The 24001-nt window shown below is 64.8% G+C and carries 21 protein-coding genes; 11 read left to right on the plus strand and 10 right to left on the minus strand.

Annotation, left to right across the window (positions count from 1 at the left end; all coding sequences use genetic code 11):
- A partial coding sequence (locus AC1DRP_RS11060; protein WP_476768495.1) for a sensor histidine kinase occupies positions 1 to 724 on the plus strand: 724 nt, incomplete at its 5' end.
- Between the two features lie 92 nt (positions 725 to 816).
- Here AC1DRP_RS11060 and AC1DRP_RS11065 read toward each other — a convergent pair.
- The 7 genes from AC1DRP_RS11065 to AC1DRP_RS11095 form a co-directional block, all read right to left on the minus strand.
- Positions 817 to 2076 (minus strand): alpha/beta hydrolase, encoded by a 1260-nt coding sequence (locus AC1DRP_RS11065; RefSeq protein WP_476768496.1) that lies wholly within the window; start codon positions 2074 to 2076, stop codon positions 817 to 819.
- 93 nt (positions 2077 to 2169) lie between these two features.
- Positions 2170 to 2460: a hypothetical protein gene (locus AC1DRP_RS11070; RefSeq protein WP_441488292.1), complete on the minus strand. Its 291-nt coding sequence runs from the start codon at positions 2458 to 2460 to the stop codon at positions 2170 to 2172.
- A gap of 261 nt (positions 2461 to 2721) precedes the next feature.
- On the minus strand, positions 2722 to 3663 hold the full coding sequence (locus AC1DRP_RS11075) for an HlyD family secretion protein (RefSeq protein WP_441488293.1): 942 nt from the start codon (positions 3661 to 3663) through the stop codon (positions 2722 to 2724).
- Entirely contained in the window at positions 3660 to 3920 is a 261-nt protein-coding gene (locus AC1DRP_RS11080; RefSeq protein ID WP_476768497.1) for a DUF3302 domain-containing protein, read from the minus strand. Before AC1DRP_RS11080 ends, AC1DRP_RS11075 begins: the two co-directional genes overlap by 4 nt.
- Before the next feature lie 435 nt (positions 3921 to 4355).
- Complete coding sequence (locus AC1DRP_RS11085) at positions 4356 to 6248, minus strand: heavy metal translocating P-type ATPase (RefSeq protein ID WP_476768498.1); 1893 nt, start codon at positions 6246 to 6248, stop codon at positions 4356 to 4358.
- Positions 6249 to 6325: 77 nt separating this feature from the next.
- Positions 6326 to 7168, minus strand: a complete 843-nt coding sequence (locus tag AC1DRP_RS11090) for a universal stress protein (RefSeq protein WP_476768499.1) — start codon at positions 7166 to 7168, stop codon at positions 6326 to 6328.
- A 124-nt stretch (positions 7169 to 7292) separates the two neighbouring features.
- Positions 7293 to 7694, minus strand: a complete 402-nt coding sequence (locus AC1DRP_RS11095) for a hypothetical protein (RefSeq protein ID WP_476768500.1) — start codon at positions 7692 to 7694, stop codon at positions 7293 to 7295.
- 138 nt (positions 7695 to 7832) lie between these two features.
- Here AC1DRP_RS11095 and AC1DRP_RS11100 point away from each other — a divergent pair, with 138 nt between their 5' ends.
- The 3 genes from AC1DRP_RS11100 (at position 7833) to AC1DRP_RS11110 (ending at position 12171) form a co-directional block, all read left to right on the plus strand.
- Entirely contained in the window at positions 7833 to 8675 is an 843-nt protein-coding gene (locus AC1DRP_RS11100) for a universal stress protein (protein ID WP_069879493.1), read from the plus strand.
- A gap of 89 nt (positions 8676 to 8764) precedes the next feature.
- On the plus strand, positions 8765 to 11455 hold the full coding sequence (locus AC1DRP_RS11105; RefSeq protein ID WP_476768501.1) for a bifunctional acetate--CoA ligase family protein/GNAT family N-acetyltransferase: 2691 nt from the start codon (positions 8765 to 8767) through the stop codon (positions 11453 to 11455).
- 317 nt (positions 11456 to 11772) lie between these two features.
- Positions 11773 to 12171 (plus strand): DUF983 domain-containing protein, encoded by a 399-nt coding sequence (locus AC1DRP_RS11110; RefSeq protein WP_476768502.1) that lies wholly within the window; start codon positions 11773 to 11775, stop codon positions 12169 to 12171.
- A gap of 53 nt (positions 12172 to 12224) precedes the next feature.
- Here AC1DRP_RS11110 and AC1DRP_RS11115 read toward each other — a convergent pair whose 3' ends face one another.
- Positions 12225 to 13607 (minus strand): aminotransferase-like domain-containing protein, encoded by a 1383-nt coding sequence (locus AC1DRP_RS11115; protein WP_476768503.1) that lies wholly within the window; start codon positions 13605 to 13607, stop codon positions 12225 to 12227.
- Between the two features lie 321 nt (positions 13608 to 13928).
- On the opposite strand from AC1DRP_RS11115, the gene AC1DRP_RS11120 reads away from it, so the two are divergent.
- A complete protein-coding gene (locus AC1DRP_RS11120; protein ID WP_441488301.1) occupies positions 13929 to 14603 on the plus strand; it encodes a response regulator in 675 nt (224 codons plus the stop codon).
- Between the two features lie 16 nt (positions 14604 to 14619).
- Here AC1DRP_RS11120 and AC1DRP_RS11125 read toward each other — a convergent pair whose 3' ends face one another.
- Together AC1DRP_RS11125 and AC1DRP_RS11130 are read right to left on the minus strand one after the other, a co-directional pair.
- Complete coding sequence (locus AC1DRP_RS11125) at positions 14620 to 16119, minus strand: sensor histidine kinase (RefSeq protein WP_476768504.1); 1500 nt, start codon at positions 16117 to 16119, stop codon at positions 14620 to 14622.
- 446 nt (positions 16120 to 16565) lie between these two features.
- Positions 16566 to 17438, minus strand: coding sequence for a MurR/RpiR family transcriptional regulator (locus AC1DRP_RS11130; protein ID WP_476768505.1), 873 nt, complete (start codon positions 17436 to 17438; stop codon positions 16566 to 16568).
- Between the two features lie 95 nt (positions 17439 to 17533).
- On the opposite strand from AC1DRP_RS11130, the gene AC1DRP_RS11135 reads away from it, so the two are divergent.
- The 6 genes from AC1DRP_RS11135 to AC1DRP_RS11160 are packed head-to-tail and all read left to right on the plus strand — an operon-like array spanning position 17534 to position 23924.
- A complete protein-coding gene (locus AC1DRP_RS11135) occupies positions 17534 to 19147 on the plus strand; it encodes an ABC transporter substrate-binding protein (protein ID WP_476768506.1) in 1614 nt (537 codons plus the stop codon).
- A 41-nt stretch (positions 19148 to 19188) separates the two neighbouring features.
- On the plus strand, positions 19189 to 20166 hold the full coding sequence (locus tag AC1DRP_RS11140) for an ABC transporter permease (protein ID WP_476768507.1): 978 nt from the start codon (positions 19189 to 19191) through the stop codon (positions 20164 to 20166).
- Positions 20163 to 21071 carry an ABC transporter permease gene (locus AC1DRP_RS11145; RefSeq protein WP_069879499.1) on the plus strand — a complete coding sequence of 303 codons (909 nt, stop codon included), beginning with the start codon at positions 20163 to 20165 and terminating at the stop codon, positions 21069 to 21071. Before AC1DRP_RS11140 ends, AC1DRP_RS11145 begins: the two co-directional genes overlap by 4 nt.
- Positions 21068 to 22048, plus strand: coding sequence for an ABC transporter ATP-binding protein (locus AC1DRP_RS11150; RefSeq protein WP_069879500.1), 981 nt, complete (start codon positions 21068 to 21070; stop codon positions 22046 to 22048). Before AC1DRP_RS11145 ends, AC1DRP_RS11150 begins: the two co-directional genes overlap by 4 nt.
- Positions 22045 to 23052, plus strand: a complete 1008-nt coding sequence (locus AC1DRP_RS11155) for an ABC transporter ATP-binding protein (RefSeq protein WP_441488306.1) — start codon at positions 22045 to 22047, stop codon at positions 23050 to 23052. The genes AC1DRP_RS11150 and AC1DRP_RS11155 overlap by 4 nt, the downstream gene beginning before the upstream one ends.
- Entirely contained in the window at positions 23049 to 23924 is an 876-nt protein-coding gene (locus AC1DRP_RS11160) for an alpha/beta hydrolase family protein (protein ID WP_441488307.1), read from the plus strand. The genes AC1DRP_RS11155 and AC1DRP_RS11160 overlap by 4 nt, the downstream gene beginning before the upstream one ends.
- Positions 23925 to 24001 lie beyond the last annotated feature (77 nt).

Below are 24001 nucleotides of genomic sequence, written 5' to 3' on the forward strand. Positions count from 1 at the left end.
CGGTGACATGGACCTGCCGGAATATGCCGCGATCGCCCACGCCTTCAACGACATGCAGGCGCGCCTCACGCATTTCGTGGATGAGAGAACCACTATGCTCGCGGCCATCTCGCATGACCTGCGCACGCCGCTCACGCGGCTGCGGCTCATGGCGGAGTATGTGCGCGACAAGGATCAGCGGCAGGAGGTCCTGTCCAATATTTCCGAGATGGAAACCATGATCCAGTCGTCGCTCGCTTTCGGGAGTGACGATGCCCGGCGCGAGCCGCACAGCGTGGTCGATATCGCCTCGCTGCTGATCAGCCTTTGCGACAATTTCACGGATATGGGGGGGCATGTCACCTATATCGGCCCCGATCATGCGCAGCTGTCATGTCAGCCCGTGGCGATGCGCCGTGCTCTGTCAAACCTCATCGACAATGGCCTGCGCTATGGAGAGCGGGTCAGCGTTAAACTGCGCGACGAAGCTCAGGCGCTTGTCATTGTTCTCAGGGATGGCGGGCCAGGGATTGCGCCGGACCAGATCGAGCGTGCCTTCGCTCCGTTTCAACGCCTCGATGGCTCGCGCAGCCGTGCGACCGGTGGCACCGGCCTCGGGCTCACGATTGCCCGGGACGTCATCCGGGCGCATGGCGGGGACGTCACCCTCGCTTCGGCCCAGCCGGAGGGCCTGCTGGTGACCGTGAACCTGCCGAAGCCGACGATGTTGCCGTCTGTGATCTGACAGGTGCTCCGCGGCACTTGCCGTCGCAGCTTGCCCGGGCGGCCGAATGAAATTGGCGTTCGGCGGCTTGGAGATTGGTGCACGCGATCCGGCTATTGTTTCTGGCCCGTGTTCACCAGCGGCGTGGTCAGTACTTCGCCGGTCGTGCTCGCCGCGTCGCTGATCGAGTCTCCGAGTTGCTCGATGCGGCCATTGAAATTGCGGCGAGTATGGGGGTCGACAATGGCGATCGGTGCTGCAATCGCAAGACCGGCCGCAGTTCCAACCGTTGCCGCGGCACCGGCGGTGACAGCCATCAGGCGGTCGCCGAGGCCGACGCGTGAATCGGTGATGGACTGGCCCGCGACGAGGCGGGTCCCGATCAGCCGCACGACCTCGGGGCTCTCCGCGAATTTGCCATGGTTGAGCCGGTCGTCCGATCTGAGCTTGGTCAGGTCGAGCACGGTGATGCCTTCGGCAGCCAGTTCGTCGCGATAGGGCTCGGCTTCCGGGTTGATCGCGCCCAGCCGTGCCGTGCTGCCCCAGACCCGGCGGGAAACCGCCAGTGCCCGGTCGTCTTGCGAGACGAAGAGGGTGAATTTCGCGCGGCTCTTGCCGATCTCGGCGATCTGGGTCCGGAAGACATCGACATCGACGTCAGGCGAGGCGAGCATGATATTGGCGATCTTCGGTGCGATCTGGCCGTTGCGGATCGCCATCTGGCGCAGCGATTCGAGCGTGAGCCAGTTGCCCATGGAATGGGCCAGGATCGAGACCTCGCCGACGGCCGGATCGCGCGCCAGCGCCTGCAGCGTGGCCTCGAGCGCATGGCGGGAATAATTCGTGCTCTCGCGGTCGTAGCCATAGGCGAAGAGCGAACCGCGCGAGGGCCAGGTGAAGAGCAGCGGCACGACATTGGCATCGGAATCGTGGACGATCTGAGCGAAGYGATAGACCGCATCCTCAAACCGGTTGTTGAAGCCATGGACGAAGAGGAGAACGCGCCGCTTCGGGGCTTTCAACGCTGCTGAGTGCAAGCGGGCGAAGGCGGCCTGCTGGTCGAGACGGTCAACCTTCAGCGTCACGAATTCGCGTTCCGGGTCGCCGGGAAGGCGGCTTGGCCATTGGACCTCGCCAACCTTCCGGGCGCGCGCGGGCGGGATCGAGACGGTGATCTCGGCGAAGGATGATTTCGCCCCGCGCTCGCCGGAAAACAGGATGCCGCTATCCGGGTCGGGCGAGCGCGTCGTTGCCACGAGCATGGTGACCTTGCTGGCGTCGGGTGCGCCATGCGCAACCGGCGCCAGCACGCCCTGCACGTCGCCGGCGCAGCCGGCGAGCAACAATGCCAGTGCCCCAGCAGCGATCCTCATCCCATGCCGTCTCATGCAGAAGCCATCCAGGTCGCGGGGCCAGGCAGCAGAGCGGTCATGGCCGCTCTGCGCATCATTCAGCAATGGCTGGGGTCAGTACGGCGCGCGGGACAGGACATCGCCCCCGAAACGATCGCCGAAATTGGGCGAGCGGCGGTTCTCGCGCACATAAGCCGGCCCGCTGCCTTCGCTCGGTGCAGGGCCGGGATCGAGATAGCTGCGCTCCTGCGGCGTACGGATCGGGATTCCTGGCCCCTCGTTCGCCGCGATGGGCTCGCGTTGCGTACAGCCGGCGAGAGCGGCGAGCAGGATGAGGGCCGCGGAGGCCCGAAGAAGGGGGGGCCTCGCGGCGCTGATTGTGATGATGGAGCCGCCGCTAGGCATCTGGATAACCCTTCGTGTGGATGAACAACCCGCCGCGGCGTGAGCGGGCGATGCCGGTCGTATAGTGTCGCTGCATCAAAGCCGGCGGCAGCAGCCGGCGTCAACGCGCCGCCGCGAGATCATGTGGACGGCGAACGCCCGACCGATCAGCCGAGCCGGGCGATCCGATCGGGCCAACTCGTTGCTCGTGATCCCGAGACGCTCCGGCTCGGGGAGCTGGCGGCCGTTGCGCGCCGAGCTCCGCGGGCCGGATCGTTCGCATCAGAAGGGGTTGATGTAGTTGGTGATCGCGATCTGCCGCAGCAGCACCTTGCGAATGACATGTGCGGCCGTGACGCGATCGGTGAAGATGGCGGCATCGCCGGCAGCACCCGCCGGGAGCTTGTCGGCAAAGGCCTGGTCGTCGAGTTTCACGCGCACGGCAAAGGGGGCTGCCTGGATGGATTTCGGCGTCACCGCCGCCCCGGATGTCTGCACCTGACCGGTCGAGATCGCCTGCAGCACGCTCTCGACCTTGCCGGTAAAGACCTGCCCCGGGGCGAACTTGAACGTCAGTTCGACCGGCTGGCCGGCCGCAATGTAGCGGGCATCGATCTGCTGGATCTCGACGCCGATGACCGTCTCCGCGGTGTCGACGAAGGCCATGACCGGCGCAAGCGGCAGGTTGGCGACGCGTGCGCCCTTCCGCAGCGCGACATTGGTGACGTAACCGGCGGCCGGAGCTCGAACCACCGTCTTCTCGAGGTTCCACCTGGCGCCCTCGAGTTGCGCCTTGAGCTGGTCGACCTCGGCCTGGCGTTGCTCGACATCGAAGCTGCGGCCGGACCCCGTGCTCTGCAGCTGGGTCATCTGAGCCAGGCGCTGCTGCTGCAATTGGAACTGCGCTTCAAGCGCCTTGACCTGGGCCTCGTAGGGCACGGGGTCGATCTTGAACAGCACAGCGCCCGCCTTCAACGGCGTGTTCGGCTCGACAGGGACGTCGATCACCTCGCCGGCGACATCAGGGACGATGGCGACGGATTGCCGGATGGCCAGCGCCGCGCCTTGCGGCGCGCCCCAGTTCATCGGGATGAACAGGCCGATCAGCAAGAGGAGCAGGACAAGGACCGGCGAGACCTTCCAGAACAGGTTGAACGGCACGATCCGGAGTTTTACCAGCACGAACAGCAGGGCGAGATAGACATTGAGCAGGACGACGATCATCGGGCGAGCTCCTGCGGGCGCGCGGGCGCGTCAGCACGCGCGGGCACGTCGACATAGGCCCAGATCAGGACGGCAGGCCACAGCACGAATCCCAGGAACAGCGTCACCCAGCCGCCGACGGCCACCGCCTGGGCCCAGGGATGATTGCGTCGCTTGGCGATCATGCCCGGAAGCATGGCCATGAAGACGATGACGAAAACCGTGCTGCACACGAGCACGACGAGGACAATCCAGGCGAATATATCAAGCGGGCTCATGGGCCTCCGTCTACTCTCGACCTGCACCGGCGGCCGGTAGGCCATGACATCGAACGTGCAGGATACTGACAACCCGCGGAAAGTCGCGCTCGAATGTTGGTTTGCCGGTCCTGGAGCAGAGCCGGCTAAAGGTTTGCCTGCCGGGTGAGTTCGGGGCGGGGGCGGGCGGGCGTCACGAGGGACCAGACTAGAGCACGGCAGCCAGTCGCGGATTGCGTAGCGCACCAGGGTAGCATTGCTGTCACGTCTTGGACGAAGGGGGCTGCGGGGGGCGGATTGGGTTTTGAATTCCGAGGGGCAGCGTCAGAAGACCTGGCATTCATGACCAGATGGCAGCTGGCGCGGGGAGCGCGACGGCCAGCGTGGAAGCTGGAGCGGAGGCGCGCGCAAATACCTCACCGGCCAGGAAACCGCTCAACGGATGTGCATTTCGCGTTAGCGCAGGGCCCGGAGCGCGTTCAGGATGACCACGATGTCGATCGCTTCCTGGAACAGGGCTCCCTGCACCGGGGGAAGATAGCCGAGGGCAGCGACAAGCATTCCGACGAGGGACAGCCCGAGGCCGACGAAGACGCTCTGCAGAGCGATGCCGCGCGTGCGCCGGGCGACCGCGAGTGCCTTCGCCAGCGGTTGCAGTTCGTCGACCAGCAAGACGACGCCCGCTGCTTGCGACGACGCGGCGGCGCCGCGCGCGCCCATCGCGACCCCAACATCCGCGGCGGCAAGTGCGGGCGCGTCGTTGACGCCGTCCCCCACCATCATCACCGCCCGGCTCTCGGCTTCGCGGCGCACGACGGCGACCTTGCCCTCCGGCGTCAGGTCTCCCAAAACCTGATCGACGCCGAGATCCGCGCCCACTGTCCGGGCAATCTGGTCAAGATCTCCGGAAGCCAGCACGATCCGCTCGATTCCGGCGGTGCGGAGCGATTGAAGCGTCGAACGCGCATCGTCGCGCAGTTGATCGCGAAGCAGAATGACGCCGGCGAGCAGCCCGTCCGCGGCCACCGCCACGGTCAGAGCGTCCGGGGGGGCGTCCGCAACCAGCGCGTCCGGATCACCGCCGCGGCTGCGGCTGCGCACATAGGAACCGCCGCCCAGTGCGATGCGCCTGGTGCCGACCTGTCCCTCGATGCCCTTTCCCGGCGTTTCGGAGATATCCGAGGGGGGCAGAAGGGGCAGTCCGGCTTCGGACGCGGCCCGAATCAGTGAAATGGCCACGACATGGGCGGAGGCCTGATCGAGGCTCGCGGCGAGGGTTAGTACCTCCGTCGCGGYAAAGCCGTTGCAGGTGCGGATCTCGGTAATCGTCGGGCGCCCCTGGGTGAGCGTACCGGTTTTGTCGAGAATGGCTGTTCGCACTCGCGCCAGGGCTTCGAGCACGCTGCCATCCTTGACCAGTGCGCCGCCCCGCGCGGTCTTCGAGATGCCTGAAATGATCGCGACCGGCACGGCGAGGATCAAGGGACAGGGCGTCGCCACGACGAGGACTGCCAGGGCGCGGATCGGGTCGCTGCTCAGCAGCCAGGCGGCCCCCGCGATCGCGAGGGTCAGCACGAGAAAACCGATGGCGTAACGGTCCGCCAGGCGAGCCATCGGCGCCTTGCTCGCCTGCGCCTGTTCCACCAGCTTGACGATCCCGGCATAGGTGCTCTCGGACGCCGGCCGGCTCGCGATCAGATCGAACGGGGCTCCGAGCAGCGTTGCTCCGCTGAGCACCTCGGCGCCGCGGCTCAGGCTCTTCGGCACGGATTCTCCGGTCAAAGCCGAAAGGTCGAGMACGGCGGTGCCGCTTGCGACATGGCCGTCGACCGGCAGCACCTCCCCGGTGCGCATCAGCAGGCGGTCGCCCTGGCGGATCGCGGCAATCGGCACTTCCTCGAGTGTCTCGCTGCGATAACGCATGGCATTGAAGGCGACCCGGCCGAGGAGGGCCGACATCTCCCGGCGCGCACGCCCCTGGGCAAAATTCTCGAGCAACTGGCCGCCGGCATACATCAGCGCGACGACATTGCCGGCCAGGCTTTCGCCGAAGGCCAGCGCCGCCGACATCGACAGGGCAGCGACGATATCGAGACCGACATCGCCGCGCCGCAGCGACCTGACGATCTGTATGATGAGCGCCAGCAGCACCGGGATGGTCGCAACAGTCCAGGCGCGACTGGCTGAGTTCGCCATGCCGCTCCACCAGAACCAGCCGCCGGCAATGAGCCCGGCCAAAGCAATGCCGACCAGAATCAGGTCAAGATGCTGGCGATAGAGCCGGGAGGTCCGCGCCGCCCAGCTTTCACTGTCGGGCTGTGTCAGGGCCTCCGCCTGAGACTGGGGCACCCCGAAACCTCCTATGCGAGCCGGATGGGAGCAGGGATGTCATGCGGACGGTGGACGCCTGCGAAGCCGGCAAAGCCTCAATGTGACATCAAGCAGCAGACCGGTGAAGCTTGCAGCAGATCGCGCGTCATGCCGCCAAACATCCATTCCCGCATGCGGTTGTGGCCATAGGCGCCGGAAACGATGAGATCGGCGCCGTGCTCGGTCGCAAAGTCGATCAACTCGTTGACTGCATGCTTGGCACTGTCGGTCTGCAGGACTGCCTTTGCCGCCACACCGTGCAAGGTGAGATAGTCGCGCACGTCTTCGGCGCCCTGATCTTCGGCATCCGGGCCGATCGACAGGACAGTCACGGATTCCGCCTGCATCAGAAGCGGCAGGGCATCCCGCACGGCACGCCGCGCTTCCCGCGTATCCTTCCAGGCGACCAGGATATGCTTGCCGGAGAGATAGCTGACGTCGGGCGGTACGACGAGGAGCGGCCGGCCAAGCGACATGACCAGATCGCCCGGAGAGAGGCTCATCCCTCCCTGGACGGGATCGTGATGGGCTTGGCGCGCCAGCACCACGAGATCTGCTGCGCGGGCCTGGTCGAGAACGAAGTTTCGCGGTGTCTCGATGGCGCTGCGCCAGACGAGGTGCTTCATGTCGCCGGCGGCCTTGCGGAATATCGCTTCGGCGCGGGCAAGCTCTGCTGAGACTGCGCGCTTGCTCTCCTCAATCAGGAGCGCGTCGACGCTCGCCAGGCCGTCGCCGACATAGGGGAGAACGAAGTCCTCTGCGGCGATGCCGATCAGCCGGCTGCCGAAACGATCCGCCAGGGACGCGGCCAGCTTGACCCGATCGGCGGCCCCGCCGCCGAGGTTCAGCGGCACCATGATGCTCGCGTAGCCCGCCTGCGCTTTCACCGTTGCTGTCATCGCATGTCCCCCACATCTCGACGCATCCGTGGCATCTATGATCGAGCCCAGTGTGCAGGGACGCATTGATATGGAGCAAGGCGCCCCCCTGCACACCGGCACCGCGCAGATGCCGTAGATGCCTTCAGGCGATGACTGGTTTGACCGGGGCCCTCGGTTTCACGGCAATGATCTGGAAGGGCTGCAAGTCGCCGTCACCGTCGCGGATAGAGACATAGTCGCCGACGACGAAGCGGTGCCGGTCGAGCCGGTAGCCGGCCTCGTCGTCATCGCTGCCGGAATCGTCATAGTCGATGAACCAGGTCGCGCCGCCGGCGCCTCCGGCCCGGCGCAGGAGCCAGCCGTGACGATCCGGCTCCCCCGCCGAGAAGCGCCTGACGCGGCAGAGATCGCGCTGCTCCTGCCAGGCGGCCGCATCGATATGTCCGTCAGGGTCGAGCGGCGCGGTGATCTCGTAGCCATGTCGTGGGCTTCCCTCGGGATAGCCGCTCGTCCGGGCGAGATGAAGGGTGATGACATAAAGCATGATGGTCGTCCGTCCTTTCTGCCGCTTGGATATGCAGGCCACGATCAATCGCGCATATTTCGGGCGCGTCCGGTTTGATCTGGCGCAAGGACGTTTTGGCCGGACTGGCGGAGGTTCTTTCGCGTACTGGAGGATGACATGATCGAAGGCATCAAGAGCATATTGGTGGCGGTGACGGAGGAGGGGCAGACCGAGGAGAACCTTGCTGTCGGCTACGGGCTTTCGTTGGCGCGGCAGACGAATGCGCATCTTACGGTTCAGGCGGCGGCAAGCCGGTTTTCCGTGCCCTATTCGATGATCGATGATTTCAGCGGCGCGATCGTTGCGTCGGAGAATCGGCGCATCGCCGGTCTCGCGCAGAAGCTTGCCTCCGACGCCCGGTTCGCGGCCAATCTTGCCGGCGTGGTCAGCACGGTGGAGAGCCCTCAACTGATCTACAGCAGCCTGCTGCAGCGCTTTCTCGACCATGCCCGCGTCAACGACCTCTCAATCCTGGATGCGGAGCCGACGACGCTCGCCATCGACCGCGGCCTGATCGAGACGGCGCTGTTCGAGAGCGGCCGGCCGGTCCTGGTGGTTCCGCCCGGCCATCCCGGCTTCTCCGGAGAGACCATCGTCATCGCCTGGGACGGCGGGGCGAGCGCGGCGCGTGCGGTTGCCGATGCCTTGCCGTTCCTGCGAGCCGCCAAGGCTGTCGAGATCGTCTCGGTCACCGGCGAGAAGGACCTGTCCAACGCGGTGCCCGGCGTCGAGCTGGCACCTCATCTCGCGCGTCATGGCGTCGACGTCACGGTCAAGACGGTGGCGCTCGGCAAGGGGCGCGACGTCGCGACCGCACTCCAGGACGAGGCGGCAGAGTTCGGTGCCGGCTTCATCGTGTCGGGTGGTTATCGCCATTCCCGCCTGCGCGAATGGCTGCTCGGCGGGGTGACGCAGTCCCTGCTCAAGAACAGCAAGGTGCCGCTCTTCATGTGCCATTGATCGTTGCGGGGAAAATGGCTCAACTCTGCAAACGCGCGGTTGAGCCACTCCCGGCTTGAGATCGGGCGCGTTCAGCCCGGTTTCCGCTMATGAGCATTCGGAATTTCGACGCGCTCTTCAATCCTCGCGCGATCGCCCTGATCGGGGCCAGCAATCAGCCCGGTTCGGTCGGGGCGACGCTTGCCGCCAATCTCTATGGCGCGGGGTTCAAGGGGCCGATCATGGCGGTCAACCCGCATGAAACGGCGATCCGCGCGGCGTTGAGCTATCGCTCGGTAACAGAGCTCCCGGTCACGCCCGACCTTGCCGTCCTGGCGACGCCGGCAGCGGCGGTTCCCGAGCTGATATCCGAACTCGGACAACGTGGTTGCCGCGCCGCAATCGTGATAAGCAACGGCTTTGGCGACAGTGCGGCCACGGATGGGCTGCGGCAACGGATGCTCGATGCGGCCAAGACGCATCTGATGCGCATCGTCGGGCCGAACTGCCTCGGCCTGATTTCCTCCGCCCGCGCGATCAATGCGAGCTTTGCGCATCTGACGCCGCGGCCAGGCCATATCGCCATCGTCAGCCAGTCCGGCGGCATCATGTCGGCGCTGCTCGACTGGGCTGACCGGCGCAGTATCGGCCTTTCGCACGCGATTGCGCTCGGCGACACCAGCGATGTCGACGCGGGCGACATGCTCGATTACCTCGGCACGGATCCGGCGGCGCGCTCAGTGCTGCTCTATATCGAGAACATCTCCCACGCCCGCAAGTTCATGTCGGCAGCCCGGGCGCTGGCGCGCATGAAGCCTGTCATCGTGGTGAAGGCCGGGCGCAGTGCCGCCGGAGCGCGGGCGGCGCTGTCGCATACCGGCGCACTTGCGGGCGCGGACGCAGTCTATGACGCTGCCTTCCGGCGCGCCGGCCTGTTGCGGGTGGCCGAACTCGATGAGCTCTTCGCCGCGGCCGAGATCCTGGCAAAAGGAGTTCGCGTCACTGGCGACCGGCTGACCATTCTGACCAATGGCGGCGGCGCCGGCATCCTCGCCGTCGATGCCGTCGGAGAGCGGGGAAACCGCGTCGCGACCCTCAGCCCGGCGGTGATCGCCAAGCTCGACAGCGTGCTGCCTGAAGGCTGGTCGCGCGGGAACCCCGTCGATGTCCTGGGCGACGCCACGGGAGATCGTTACGCGGCTGCGCTGGAAGCCCTGCTGGAAGAGCGCGAGAGCGATGCCGTCCTGGTCATCAACTGTCCCTCCGCGGTCGCCGACGGCGCGGAGACGGCACGTGCCGTGTCCCGGGTTGTCGCGCGGCAGAAGCATGTTCCCGTCATGACGAGCTGGCTCGGCGGCACGCTCGCGCAGGCCGCCAGGGCGCATCTGCGTGAAGGCGGACTTCCGAATTTTGCGACACCGGAAGAGGCTGTCCGGGCCTTCAGTCATCTCGCCGCCTTCCGGCGAAACCAGGAGCTTCTGCTGGAAACCCCGACAGCTGGCGTCGCGATTGCGCCCAGGCAGGTCGAGGCGGCGCGCAAACTCATCCGGGCAGCCCTGCGCGAGAAACGCACGTCGCTGACGGAACCGGAATCGAAGCAACTGCTTGGGCTGTTCGGGATACCCACCGTCGAGACGAAACTGGCGGCGACCCCGGAGGAGGCCGGAGCATGTTTCGAGGGGATCGCGGTTCCGGTGGCGCTGAAGATTCTCTCGCATGACATTATCCACAAATCCGATGTCGGCGGCGTCGTCCTGGGCCTGAAGAGCAGGGTGGAGGTCGAGGCTGCGGCGCGCGAGATGCTGGAGCGCGTGGGCCGGATTCGACCCACGGCGCGGATTGATGGCTTTGCGATCCAGCCCATGATCTCCCGACCGAAGGCACACGAACTGATCCTCGGCATTGCTCAGGATGAAACCTTCGGTCCCGTGATCCTGTTCGGACGCGGCGGCACCGCGACGGAGGTGATCGGGGACCGCGCCATCGGGTTGCCGCCGCTGAATTCGGTCCTGGCGCGCGACATGATCTCGCGCACGCGGGTTGCGCGGTTACTGGCGGGGTTTCGCGACGTTCCCGCCGTGCCGCTCGAACCGGTCGTCGATATTCTCGTTCGCCTGTCGGAGCTGGTCGTGCAGCTGCCCGAGATCATCGAGCTCGACATCAACCCGCTTCTCGCCAACTACGAAGGCTGCATTGCGCTCGATGCCCGGATCGTCATCGCCGGCAAGAAAGGGCGCCGTCTTGGACTGGCGGTCAGCGCCTATCCGCACCAGCTCGAGCGCGAGATCGCACTCGGCGACGGCACGCAGCTCCATCTGCGCCCGATCCGGCCCGAGGACGAGAGCGCTCTCGCCGAGATGGTCGCGTTGTGTACGCCGGACGATCTGCGGATGCGCTTCCTGGGACCGGTGAAGATCTTTCCGCATGCAACGGCGGCCCGGCTGTCACAGATCGACTATGACAGGGAAATGGCCCTGGTCGCTGGGGAGCCCGGTGCGCCCTATGGGGTGGGGCCGATCTTCGGCGTCGTCAGGATCTCGGGCGACCCGGAGCGCAAGACGGCGGAATATGCGATCCTCGTCCGCTCCGACATGAAGGGGCGGGGCCTCGGCTATCGCCTCATGACCGAAATCATCACGCATGCGCGGGAGCAGGGCTACCAGCGGCTCTTCGGCGAAGTGCTGGCGCATAATGTTCCGATGCTACAGATGGCGAGCGATCTGGGCTTCCGCGTCACGCATGCCGATGGCGATACGGTTCATGTCGAGCTGAAGCTCGATGTGCCGGAGCCGAAATCGTGAACCTGCATTTTGCTTCGATCGCCAAGCCGGCTGGGGCATCGCGGCGCGGCTAACCGTTCGGCGCTCGCTTCTCACCCGTCTCGCCGCCCAGGCACGCTGTAGTGTCAGTCCCGATCTCGCGCCGTACCCGCGACTTCAACGCCTCTAGACTTGCTCCATCGCGCGGCAGAAGCCTGTTGGCGGCGCGATGTGTCTGTCGCGAGGATTGGCCCGTCGCTTTCCATCTGTGTATGCGTACAATCTTGACATTGTACGTCTCTGTTGCCATTTAGTGGGCGACGTTGGCCGCTCAGAGCTGGCTTCAAGGAGTTGTTCCCGTGTCCGACCAAGAATGGCCACCCCTCTCGCCTGCCCAGACCGGCCTGCGCGGACGGTGTCCGCGTTGCGGACAGGGGCACCTGTTCGAGGGCTTTCTGAAGCTGCGGCCGAAATGCGAGGTCTGCGGTCTCGACTATTCCTTTGCTGACCCTGCCKACGGGCCGGCCTTCTTCGTAATGATGTTTGTCTGCATTCCGGCCGTGGTGTTCCCGCTCTGGCTCGAAATGGCCTATGAGCCGCCGGCCTGGGTTCATCTCGTCACCACCTTGCCGTTGATCCTGCTGACCTGCATCCCGCCGCTGCAGCCGTTGAAGGGCTGGCTCGTCGCAGCACAGTTCTTCCACAAGGCTGAGGAAGGTCGGCTGGCTCGCCCCAAGGGTGAGAAGACGCCGGCCTGACCCCGAGGAACGGAGCGCGTTGAGGAGGCCGTGCCTGCGCGCTCCTGGTCTCGTCAGACGATCCCCTGATGCTGCGAGCGCTCATTGCCCATGATTGCGGCCAGCGCCTTCAGGGCATGGGCGAGGCGGCCGCGTTCCGGCACGCCGCCCAGAGAAATCCTGACCGCGTCCGGGGCCTCGCCTTCGACGCTGAATGCATCCGATGGCGTGACCCCGAGGCCTTCCTGACGGACTGCCTCGACCAGGCGGTAACGATCCCAATGCGCTGGCAGCGGCTGCCAGATATGCAGGCCGTTCGGATGATGCCGGGCCGAGGCCGGCAGGATGGAGCGGGCCAGCTCCTGGCGCGCCGCAGCCTCGCGGCGCACCCCGTCGAGCAGGTCGCCAGCGGCGCCGATCCGGATCCAATGGGTTGCAAGAGCCGTCATCAGCGGGGGCGGCATGAGTGCAATGCTTCGCAGGATCGCGACGAGCGCGTCACGGTTCTCGTCCGGTGGCAGGACGACGAAGGCGGTACGCAGCCCCGGGGTCAGGACCTTCGACAGGGTCGCGACATGATAGGTCCGCTCCGGAGCGAGGGCGACCAGCGGTGGCGGAGCATCGCCGGCGAGCAGGCTGTAAGGATCGTCTTCGATGATCCTCAGGTGTTTTGCCCGCGCGATCCGCACGATCTCATCGCGTCGTGCAGGCTGCATCGTCGCCGTGGTCGGATTCTGGATCGTCGGCGTCACGCAGAGCAGTTTTGCGCCGGATTCATCAATGGCCCGCTCCAGGGCGCCCGGCAGAAGACCCTCTTCGTCCGTCGCGACGGGGACAGGCCGTAGCCCCGCCAGCCTCACCGCTGCAAGCAGGCCGGGATAGGCGAGGGCCTCGACCAGGATGGCCTCGCGCGGTTTTGCGAGCAGGCTGGCCAGTGCCACGAGCGCCGGCTGCGCGCCGGGGGCGACGAGCAATCTGGCGGGTTCGATCCGTCCGAGAACGGGCTCAAGCCAGGCACAGCCGGCCGCCCGGTCCGCCAGCGAACCCGCTCCGACATGATAGGTCATCAGCAAATCGGCACTCGATCGCGACAGGACCTCTGTGAGACCGCGCTGCATCAATTCAGCAAGGCGTATGCCTTTCGGGGGCGGGGGAATGTTCATGCTCAGGTCGATGAGCGGACCCGATTGTTCCTTCCGCGTCGAGATGAAGGAGMCGCGCCCGGTTACCGCATCGAGCAGATTGCGATGTCTTGCCTCTGCATAGGCGCGAGTAACCGTCGTCAGATCGACGTCAACAAGTTTGGCGAGTTGCCGCTGAGGTGGGAGTCTGTCGCCAGGTCGCAGGGTGCCGTTCGCGACGGCCTCGGCAATCAGTTCGACGATCTGGAGGTAACGCGGGCCTGCAGATGGATCGAGCTGGCGGATCCACTGCATTGTCTCGTCGCTCCGCGCCATGCCGGCTCTCCGGATTCCATGCATTGTATGATAATGTCTGCATACGATACACGAGACGATCGCGGCAAGCCAATGGGAATGCCGAGGCGCGGGGTTGATCCATTTGACTGAACGATCAACGCAATCCCGGTGCGATCTGTGACCTATGTCACATTAATCACCAGGTATTCGTGCAAGATCTAGCCATACGGCGGTTCCTGGGCGAGCGTTTGGCGCGAAGACAACATAAGTTAACCCTTCGTTCACCAAGTCATTTACACGAGGCTGTAAATGAGCCAGCATGCTCTCAGCGTCGCGGCATAGAATTGGGGGAGGTCAGCGATGGATGGCATATCGATTGCGGTTGTAGACGACCACCCGCTTCTGACCGAAGGGATCGTTGCACTGCTGCAACGCAAAGGTGGATTCTCGCTCGTTGCGACCGGTTCCGCTGCTGATCACATCACCACGATCACGGAAACTCACCAGCCTGACGCGATGATTGTCGATCTGAACATGGCGGGCGATGCCTTCCAGGCGATTTCGGACGCATCCAAGGCTGCGCCTCACATGAAAATGGTGGTGTTCACCGCATCGACCAGTACCGACCATGCCATTCAGGCGCTCGACGCCGGCGCCAGCGGGTACGTCCTCAAGGGCAGTCCCGCCGATGATCTTTTCGACGCGATTGAGGCGGCGCGGCGAGGCGAGATCTATATCACGCCTGCTTTCGCCACCAAGGTGATCGGTGCGCTGCAAAGCAAAGCGCTGGAGAAGAGGGCGGCGCAAAGCACCAGGCTGAGTGTGCGGGAGGACCAGATCGTGAGGCTTCTCCTGTGCGGGAAGCAGAATCGAGAGATCGCCCGGGCCCTCTCGCTGAGCGAGAAGACGATCAAGGGCTATATGACCAATCTCATGCACAAGCTGAATGCCAGGAATCGTCTCGAGGTTGTGATCGCGGCGCAAAGGCTCGTTCCTCCGGCATCTGATACGCGTGATCCGGCGAGGCCTCGATAGGGGCGGGATCGCGCCGTCAGGATCGCATGGGCAGCGTGGCGCGCACTTCGGTTCCACCGGTAGGCAGCCGACTCACTGTGAGTTGGCCTCGCAATGCCTTGATGCGGCTGTCCATGCCCCGCACCCCGAGGCCGCCACCACCGAGTGTCGTGTCACGGTGCTGGACGGGCAAGGTGCTGCCACTGTCCGACACGCAGATCTCGAGCCTATCGTCGCCAATGCGGGCTTCGACCTTCTGCCCCCGCCCCCCGGCGTGTTTATAGGCGTTGGTCAACGCCTCCTGCACGACCCGGTAAGAACAGAAGCGGATGGCGACGGGAACCTGCGCGGGCAGTTCGGCGATGTTGCGAAGCACATGTGTGCCTGTCTGCTGCTCATGGCGGGTAATGGCCAGATGGATGGTCTCAGCGAGAGAGAGATTCTCCGCCTCGGGCAGTGCCAGCCCTGACGACAGGTTGCGCAGATCCGAGAGGACCTGCTGGATCAGGGGTTCGAGCTCGCCGTGAGCATGGGCTGCGGGCGCCACGGTCCCGCTCGCCCGATCTGCTGCAGAGGGCAGCTTCAGCATCATCAGGCTGAGGAGTTGGATGGGCCCGTCGTGGATGTCGGCGCCAATGCTGGCAAGATAGGTCTCGTTGAGAACGGTGGCGTTGAGCCTGGCCCGGTCCGCTGCCCGCCTGAGCGCATTGTTCCGCTTCGCCAGGGCTTCAGCCCGCGCCAAGTTCTGCTCGAGAAGAGCCTGCTGGCTACTGATGATTCGGCTCGCGCGTTTGACGATGACATGTAGCAGGATGACGATGACGATGGCGACATTCGCGATGAGGAACCATGTCGCGTATCGGACGCTGGAGATCTCTCGGTTCATGAACCGGCTGAACTCGTAGAATTCTCCGATCGCGATGATGTCCCTGGTCTTCTCCCTGTAGATCGGCGCATAGATCTCGATCAGCTTTGGCTTTAACTTCAGTGCCCTGAGCTCATCGCCGTCATCGTCGAGATCAGTGTCGACGACGACGTTGCCGGCCATGATCCGCTTGATGTCGCCTGCCGGCAGCTTCCCGTGAGACTCGACCTTGCTCGTGCTGAAGATCAGGTTCCCGTTGAGGTCCCATAACTTGATGATCGCGACGTGGCGGCCGAGGCTGGTATTAACCAGCAGGTCCTCGATCTTCTCACGGCTTTCCTGCGGTAATGTGTTCGAGGCATCCAGCCCCTGCACATGGGGTGCCAGAAATCCCTCGAGATAGAGCGCTCCCGTTTCCGCCATGCCTTGAATCCAGCCGGAGCGAATCCGGCTCTCGACCCAATAGCCGAGAGCAGCCATGGACAGGCCGACGGCCAAGGCGGCGGTGAGGAGGAACTGGCGTTCGAGGGAGAGGGCGTTCCAGCGTTGCAGGATTGCGTTGCGGAATGCGGTGGGCCAGCGCCACTTCTTTCCGTCCCCAGCCGTCGTGTCAGTTCCTCCGCCCTGCGCCTGGGAAGCGCCTGCGTACTTGTCATTCACCCGGTCGTTCATCCACAATCCATCGTGGCATCGATCCAGTGCGCGATCGTCTCGGTGCTAGGCCGTGTCTTCCGCGTATTCCAGATTAGAAGAATAGCAATTTGTGCACTCTTGCGCCAAGACCAATGTTCTGACGATAGACGAGAATTCTTCATAAATTTTAAGATTTTGAATCAGATAGTTTTCAAAATAGCGCAGAAATCCTGCTCCATGAACGACCTCTTCGGGTTCGACTCTTGCCTTCGTTACCTGTCGATAAGTCGGTGGATACGCCGTGACGTAACCCGATAGAGCGGGGGCACTCTCATCGCGCTGCTGTGCAAGAGCCTGAATCGCTCTCGCTTCAGTTGAATTCGTCGTGCGATGCTCCTTCAGTTGCGCGAAGCGCCATGATCGGCGCCGGTACACGGGTTTGTTGCTACACCCCGTCTGTTGACGGGGGGCATGGCAAGCTCACCTCAGTGGTGAAACGTCCAGAGCAGGCTTTCGCTCAAGCCCTTCAGTGCTTCGACTGCGTCAGGTCGCTCGCGGGCGATCGCCGTAATCAGGGCGTCCGCCAGCGCGAAGATGGCAGTCGGCGAATTCGGCAGAAGCCGATTCCGGGCCGGGGCGAAGAGCGTGATGTCGGCGATGTTGGCGAGTGGGGAGGTAGGGCCGTCCGTCAGCGCAAGCAAAGTCGACCCCCGCTTCTTCGCGAAGGAGGCGAGGTCGAGCGTGGTGCGCGAATAGCGCGGCACCGAGATCGCGACGACGAGGTCGTCGGGCCTGGCCGAGAGCATGTGGCGAATGGCTCGTTCAGGGCCAGCGCGTGAGGACGCGAAGGTCACGTCGGCGTCGAGATAGAGCGCGAGCCCTTCTTCAAGGAAAGATGCGACATGATGGCTCGCCCCCGACGCGGCGATGAAGACGCGGCGCGCCTTGAGCAGCGCCTCGATCGCCCGTGTCGTGGTCGCCTCGTCGAGGGCGTCCCGCGCGGCCTGCAGATTGGCCGACTGGTCGGAAAGGGCGTCAACGAAGGTGGCGAAGGTCGAGCCCGCGGCCGAGCGTGCGCCTGCAAAACTGTCGACCGGATCGAGCGCGAATTTCAGGGCCGAGGAGAGGGCTGCACGGAATTCGGCATAGTTTCCATAGCCAAGAGCGCGGACGAAGCGCGTGACGGTCGCGTTGGAGGTCCCGCTGCCTTCAGCCAGTCCTTCGATCGTCATGGTGGCGACGTCGAGTGGGTGCTGCAGCACGAAATCGGCTGCACGCCGATGCCCGTTGCTCAAGGACGGGTAGACCCGGGCGATCCGGTTCGAGAGATCGGTCGTCGGCTTCAAGCCTTGGGACATGCGTCTCCACCCGATTGACGTTCGAATATTTTCATGTTTGCTACCCAACGAAAATGAAGCTGTCAAAATGGTTCACATTGGGAGCGGAGATGACCATGCGTAAATCCTTAATGGTTGCGGCTTTGGCCGGAACCTGCCTTGCCGCCGCGCCGGCCTGGGCCCAGACCCTGCGCATCGCGCTGGCTTCGGAACCGACAGCTGTCGATCCGMATTACCATGATCTCACGCCGAACAATGCGCTGGCCCAGCACATCTTCGACTCGCTCGTGCGTCAGGACGAGAAGCAGAAGCTCCATCCCAGCCTCGCCAATTCCTGGGAGAATGACGGCAAGAACCGCTGGACCTTCAAACTGCGCCAGGGCGTCACCTTCTCGAACGGCAAGCCCTTCACTGCGGAAGACGTGGTCTTCACGTTCTGCCGCACGCTGAAGAACGAGACCAAGGTCTCCGATTCCTTCGCCGATATCACCGGGAACTTCGCCTCGGTCGAGGYGCCCGACGCCCACACGCTGATCATCAACACGATCAACCCCGAACCGCTGATGCCGAACCTGCTTTCGAGCCTCAGCATTCTCTCGGCTTCGATCGTCGAGCATGGCCCCATCAGCTATGACGTTCCCAAGAACTGCGGCGTGACCGGCGCCTGRCCGGCCGTGAGCGGTTTCAATGACGGCAGCCTCGCCATCGGCACGGGCCCCTACAAGCTGAAGTCCTATGTTCGCGGTTCGTCGATCGAGCTCGAGCGCAACCCGAGCTACTGGGGCAAGGCGGAGCCTTGGGCGACCGTGCGCCTGCTGCCGGTGACCAATGCCGGTCCGCGCCTGGCCGGGCTGCTTGCCGGTGACTACGACGTCATCGAGAATCCCGCGGCGCGCGACCTTGGCCGCATCAAGGGTGACAAGCGCTTTGGCCATGTCGTCACGCCCTCGACCCGCGTGATGTATTTCCAGCTCGACGTGGCCCGCGACCAGAGCCCCTTCGTCAAGTCCGAAGACGGCAAGAACCCGCTCAAGGACCCCCGCGTCCGGAAGGCGATGTCGCTCGCTATCGATCGTGACGCGATCGTCAAGCGGATCATGGACGGTGCGGCAGAGCCGGCCTACCAGTTCCTGCCGACCGGTATGTTCGGCACGCTGCCGAACCCGCCGAAGCTGGCCTATGACCCGGCTGCCGCCAAGAAGCTGATGGCCGAGGCAGGCTATGCCAAGGGCTTCCAGCTGACGCTGTCCTCGACCAATGACCGCTATATCAATGACAGCCAGATCACCCAGGCTGTCGCGCAGTACCTGACCCAGATCGGCATCAAGACCGAGGTCGATGCGATGACGCGCGCGATCTATTTCCCGCGCCGCGCCAAGAAGGAGTTCAGCGTTGCGCTCGGCGGTTGGGGTTCCGGCACAGGTGAGGCCGCATCCTTCCTGCGTCAGTGGCCACCGACCCCGAACGACGAGAAGACCCTCGGCGGCTCGAACTATGGCGGTTACAAGAACGTCGCGTTCGACAAGGTGATCCGCACTGCCGTGACGACGCTCGACGATGCCAAGCGGGCCGAACTGCTGCAGGAGGCCGGCAAGCTGGTGCTTGCAGACGGTGCGTTCATCCCGCTGCACTTCGAAAGCGGCATCTGGGCGTTCAAGTCCGACCTGAGCGTCACCGGCCGCGCCGACCAGTTCATGCTGGCGATGTCGGTGAAGCCGGTCGCCAAGTAAGTCCAGTCATCCAGTAAGCGTAGCAGAGTCGATCAAACGCAATGACCGCCTATGTTTTGCAGCGGCTGATCCAGAGCGTCATCGTTCTGCTCGCGGTCTCGGTCGTGGTTTTCTTCGCCGTCTATGGCATCGGAGACCCGATCGAGCTCCTGGTCTCGCCACAGGTCAGTGCCGCCGAGCGCGCGGCCCTGATCAAGCGGCTCGGCCTCGACCTGCCAGTCTGGCAGCAATATTTCACCTTCATGGGCAATGCCCTGAAGGGCGATCTCGGGCGCTCCTTCGTGCATGGCGTGCCCGCGATCGAACTGATCCTCGCCCGTCTGCCCGCGACCTTCGAACTGGTGCTGCTGGCGATGATGCTGGCCGTCACGGTCGGTGTGCCACTCGGGCTGTTCGCGGGACTCGATCCTGACAGCCGGCCGTCACGGATCATCATGGCGAGTACCGTGCTCGGCTATTCCCTTCCGAATTTCTGGAAGGGGATGATGCTGATCCTGCTCTTTGCGGTCGTGCTTGGCTGGCTGCCGACGGCCGGCCGCGGCGAGACCGTCTCCGTGCTCGGCGTACAGACCAGTCTGCTCACGCTGGACGGGCTGCAGCATCTGATCCTGCCGGCGCTCAACCTCGCCATCCCTAATACGGCACTGATGATCCGCCTCGTCGCGGCCGGCACGACCGAGACGATGACGCAGGACTATGTGAAATATGCCCGTGCCAAGGGCGTGCGCCGCAAGCGGATCGTCGGTCGGCACGTGCTGCGCAACATCCTGATCCCGGTCGTGACGGTGGTCGGCATCGAGTTCGGCAGCCTCGTCGCCTTCTCCACCATCACTGAGACGGTCTTCGCCTGGCCCGGCATGGGCAAGCTCCTGATCGATTCGATCTACCAGCTCGATCGGCCGGTGGTCGTCGCCTATGTGCTGCTGGCAACGCTGCTCTTCGTCACGGTGAACTTCCTCGTCGATATTCTCTATGCCGCGCTCGATCCGCGCGTGAAGCTGACCGGAGACATGGCATGAGCGCGCCGGCGAAAGCTCCAGTCGTGCCGGCCTATGCCGATACGCCCCTGCGCGAGAAGGTGTTGCGCCGGATCCGGAACCGGCCGACGACGCGCGGCGCCGCGATCCTGCTCGGTATCCTTGTCCTGCTCGCCGTACTTGCTCCCGTCATCGCGCCGCAGAACCCGCACGACCTCGCCTCGTTGAGCGTGATGGACAACCGGCTGGCTCCGGGAGACAGCGGCATGACCGGCATCACCTACTGGCTTGGTAGCGATGCCCAGGGTCGCGACATGCTGAGCGCGATCCTCTACGGGCTTCGGACCAGCCTGATGGTTGGTCTCACGGCGACCGCGGGCGCGCTCGTCATCGGCATTACCGCCGGCCTGCTCGCAGCTCAGTTCGGCGGCGCGGTCGATGCCGTGATCATGCGCGTCGTCGACTTCATGCTCGGCTTTCCCTCGATCCTGATCGCGCTCGTGCTGCTCGCCTCGATCGGCCGTGGCGTCGACAAGGTGATCTTTGCGATCGTGCTGGTGCAATGGGCGCAATATGCACGATTGATGCGTGCCGCCGCCCTGGTCGAGCGTCGCAAGGAATATATCGAGGCGGCGCTGAATTTCGGTCTGCCGACCCGACATATCATGCTGGCCCATCTCCTGCCGAACTCGGTCGGCTCGGTGCTCGTGGTGGCCTCGATCAGCATTGCGAGCGCAATTACGCTGGAGGCGACCCTGTCCTTCCTCGGCGTCGGCGTGCCCGTGACGCAGCCTTCGCTCGGACTGCTGATCGCCAACGGCTTCGAATTCCTCCTCTCCGGCGAATACTGGATCGCGGTATTCCCCGGCATCGCGCTGGTGCTGCTCATCATGTCGCTCAATCTTGTCGGCGACCGCCTGCGCCGCAGCTTCAACGTGCGCTCATGAGTGCTCCGCTTCTCGAGGTCCGGGGACTCAGGACCGTCTTCCACGCKCTCGATGGCGCCTGGCCGGCCGTCGATGGCGTCGATCTCAGCGTCGCGCGCGGCGAGGTGCTCGGGCTGGTCGGAGAATCCGGTTCCGGCAAGTCGGTGACCGGTTTCTCGCTGGTCCAGCTCATCGATCCGCCGGGCGAGATCGTTGCGGGCGAGATCACGTTCGCCGGCGAGAACCTTCGCGAGGCGTCCGAAGAGCGGCTGCGCAAGCTGCGCGGCGATCGCATCGCCATGATCTTCCAGGATCCGCTGATGACGCTGAACCCGGTGCTCAGTATCGGCGAGCAGATGAGCGAGGCGATCCTGGAGCATCGCCAGTGCAGCCGCGCGGAAGCGCTGAGCGAGGCGGCCAAGGCACTGGCACGTGTCGGCATCTCCTCGCCGGAGGCACGCCTCAAGCAGTTTCCGCATGAGTTCTCGGGCGGCATGCGCCAGCGTGTCGCGATCGCGACCGCGCTGCTGAATGCACCCGACCTGATCATCGCCGACGAGCCGACCACCGCGCTCGACGTCACGATCCAGAGCCAGATCTTGTTCGAGGTCCAGAAGCTCAGCCGTGAAACCGGTACGGCCGTGCTGTGGATCACCCATGATCTCGCGGTCGTCGCCGAGCTCGCGGACCGGGTCGCCGTGATGTATGCCGGCCGGGTTGTCGAGATCGGTCCGGTCGACTCCGTGCTCGACCAGCCGCGGCATCCCTATACGCTTGGTCTGCTGAATTCCTCGGCCGCGATGGTCGAGCCGGGTGAGCGCCTGAACCAGATCGACGGCGTCGCGCCGCGGATCGATGGGCGCCCGAGCGGGTGCCCATTCCGCCCCCGCTGCAACCGGGTCCAGCCGATCTGCGCGGAGCAGGATCCGACGCCGACCGGGACCGCCGAACGCAGCTTCCGTTGCCATAACCCGGTTCCGCAGGGAGAGGCAGCATGAGCGCGCCCGTCTTCGAACTGAAGGGTGTGACTAAGCACTTCCGCCGCAGCCCCACCCTGGCGGAACGCATCCTGATGGCGACCGGTCGCGGCAAGGCGCCGCCGGCGCTGCGAGCCGTCGACGGCGTCGATCTCAGCGTCAAGCGCGGTGAAGTCCTTGGGCTCGTCGGTGAGTCCGGCTGCGGCAAGTCGACCCTGGCGCGTGTCGCCACCGGCATCCTCAAGCCGAGCACGGGCGAGGTCATCTACGAACAGAAGCCGGTGGCCGGGCTCAAGGGCAAGGACCGGCTCGAGTTCCTGCTCAAGGTCCAGATGATCTTCCAGGACCCCTACGCCTCGCTCGACCCGCGCATGAAGGTCAGCCGGATCGTCGGCGAGGCGCTGAGCGTCCACAAGCTGCTGCCGAAGGCGGAGATCGAGGCCGCTGTCGACCAGGCGCTGACCGAAGTCGGGCTCGATCTCGCCTATCGGGAGCGCTATCCGCACCAGTTCTCGGGCGGCCAGCGCCAGCGTATCGGCATTGCCCGCGCGCTCGCGGTGAAGCCTGATTTCCTGGTCTGCGACGAACCGGTGTCGGCGCTCGACGTGTCCATCCAGGCCCAGGTCATCAACCTGTTCATGGATGTGCGGGAGCGGCACGGGCTGACTTATCTCTTCGTCAGCCATGATCTTGGGCTGGTGCGCCATATCAGCGACCGGGTCGCGATCATGTATCTCGGCCGGATCGTCGAGATCGGATCTGCCACTGCCATCTTCGCCGAGCCGGCGCATCCCTATAGCGCGGCCCTGATCAAGGCGATCCCGTCGGCGGCCGGGCGCAAGCGCGATTTCCAGCCATTGAAGGGCGAGTTGCCGTCGCCACTCGCACCGCCGCCAGGCTGCCCGTTCCACCCGCGCTGCGAGCTCGCGATGCCCGTTTGCCGTGAGGTCCGGCCAAAACTGACCGAGATCGCGCCCGGCCGCAGCGCCGCCTGCCATTTGCACAAGGCCCCGGAGACCGCATGACCACCGCTTCGCTTACGCCCGCTATCGGCCGCAGCACTCTGCCTTTCGTCGATCGCTTTCATCCCGACAGGCCGCTCGAGGTCAATATCTATCGTCCCGCCGGCCACAAGCCGAACGACCCGGTAGTGGTCGTGCAGCACGGCATGCTGCGCAATGGCGACGAGTACCGCGATTTCTGGATCGATGCTGCGGAGAAGCACGGCCTCCTGATCGTCGCCCCGACCTTCTCCAACGAGCATTATCCGCAGGCCGAAGGCTATAATAACGGGCTCGTTCTCGGGGCCGGCGGCGCGATCGCTGCACGCGACACCTGGCTCTATTCCGTGCCGCAGCGTGTGCTCGAGGCGCTGCGTGCCGGTGGCGTCATCGACCGTCCGGTGATCCGCATCTTCGGCCATTCGGCCGGCGGTCAGTTCGTCCATCGGATGCTGGCGACGCAAGGCTCGGAACCCTTCGAGGCGGCGATGGCCTCCAATCCGGGCTGGTACACATTGCCTTGCCTTGACAGGAGTTTCCCGGAAGGCCTCGGTGAGCTCGGGCTGGATCAAGCGGCGCTGGCGCGTTGGCTTGCCTATCCGATGATCATTTTCGCCGGTGACCAGGACATCGCCACCGCCGATCCGAACCTGCCATCGCAGGCCGAGGCGCTGGCTCAGGGGCCGCATCGCTACGGCCGGGCCCACTTCATGCTCGACTTCGCCAAGCGCGAGGCGGCCCGGCTCGGGCTGCCCTGCAACTGGCAGCTGATCACGGTGAACGGAATCGGCCATGACGGCGCGGCGATGTCGCGTGCCGCAGCGGCCTACTGGTTCGAGGGCGGCCGTATTCCCTCAGCCGAGGAACTGGGCCAGCAGGCCGCTCCGGTCCTCTGAGGTCATCGTTCGTCGCGGCGTGCTGCCGCGGCGACTTGAAACCGAAAGCTGTCCCCAGCCGCCAGTGGCGGCTGGGG

The organism is Allobosea sp. 01N443, assembly GCF_056399325.1.

Excerpts from the sequence above, each read along its gene's own strand:
- AC1DRP_RS11140 (WP_476768507.1), top strand. The coding sequence starts at position 19,189 with ATGACCGCCTATGTTTTGCAGCGGCTGATCCAGAGCGTCATCGTTCTG.
- AC1DRP_RS11090 (WP_476768499.1), bottom strand. The coding sequence starts at position 7,168 with ATGACAGCAACGGTGAAAGCGCAGGCGGGCTACGCGAGCATCATGGTG.
- AC1DRP_RS11120 (WP_441488301.1), top strand. The coding sequence starts at position 13,929 with ATGGATGGCATATCGATTGCGGTTGTAGACGACCACCCGCTTCTGACC.
- AC1DRP_RS11155 (WP_441488306.1), top strand. The coding sequence starts at position 22,045 with ATGAGCGCGCCCGTCTTCGAACTGAAGGGTGTGACTAAGCACTTCCGC.
- AC1DRP_RS11095 (WP_476768500.1), bottom strand. The coding sequence starts at position 7,694 with ATGCTTTATGTCATCACCCTTCATCTCGCCCGGACGAGCGGCTATCCC.
- AC1DRP_RS11075 (WP_441488293.1), bottom strand. The coding sequence starts at position 3,663 with ATGATCGTCGTCCTGCTCAATGTCTATCTCGCCCTGCTGTTCGTGCTG.
- AC1DRP_RS11160 (WP_441488307.1), top strand. The coding sequence starts at position 23,049 with ATGACCACCGCTTCGCTTACGCCCGCTATCGGCCGCAGCACTCTGCCT.
- AC1DRP_RS11105 (WP_476768501.1), top strand. The coding sequence starts at position 8,765 with ATGAGCATTCGGAATTTCGACGCGCTCTTCAATCCTCGCGCGATCGCC.
- AC1DRP_RS11080 (WP_476768497.1), bottom strand. The coding sequence starts at position 3,920 with ATGAGCCCGCTTGATATATTCGCCTGGATTGTCCTCGTCGTGCTCGTG.
- AC1DRP_RS11070 (WP_441488292.1), bottom strand. The coding sequence starts at position 2,460 with ATGCCTAGCGGCGGCTCCATCATCACAATCAGCGCCGCGAGGCCCCCC.
- AC1DRP_RS11130 (WP_476768505.1), bottom strand. The coding sequence starts at position 17,438 with ATGTCCCAAGGCTTGAAGCCGACGACCGATCTCTCGAACCGGATCGCC.
- AC1DRP_RS11125 (WP_476768504.1), bottom strand. The coding sequence starts at position 16,119 with ATGAACGACCGGGTGAATGACAAGTACGCAGGCGCTTCCCAGGCGCAG.
- AC1DRP_RS11145 (WP_069879499.1), top strand. The coding sequence starts at position 20,163 with ATGAGCGCGCCGGCGAAAGCTCCAGTCGTGCCGGCCTATGCCGATACG.
- AC1DRP_RS11100 (WP_069879493.1), top strand. The coding sequence starts at position 7,833 with ATGATCGAAGGCATCAAGAGCATATTGGTGGCGGTGACGGAGGAGGGG.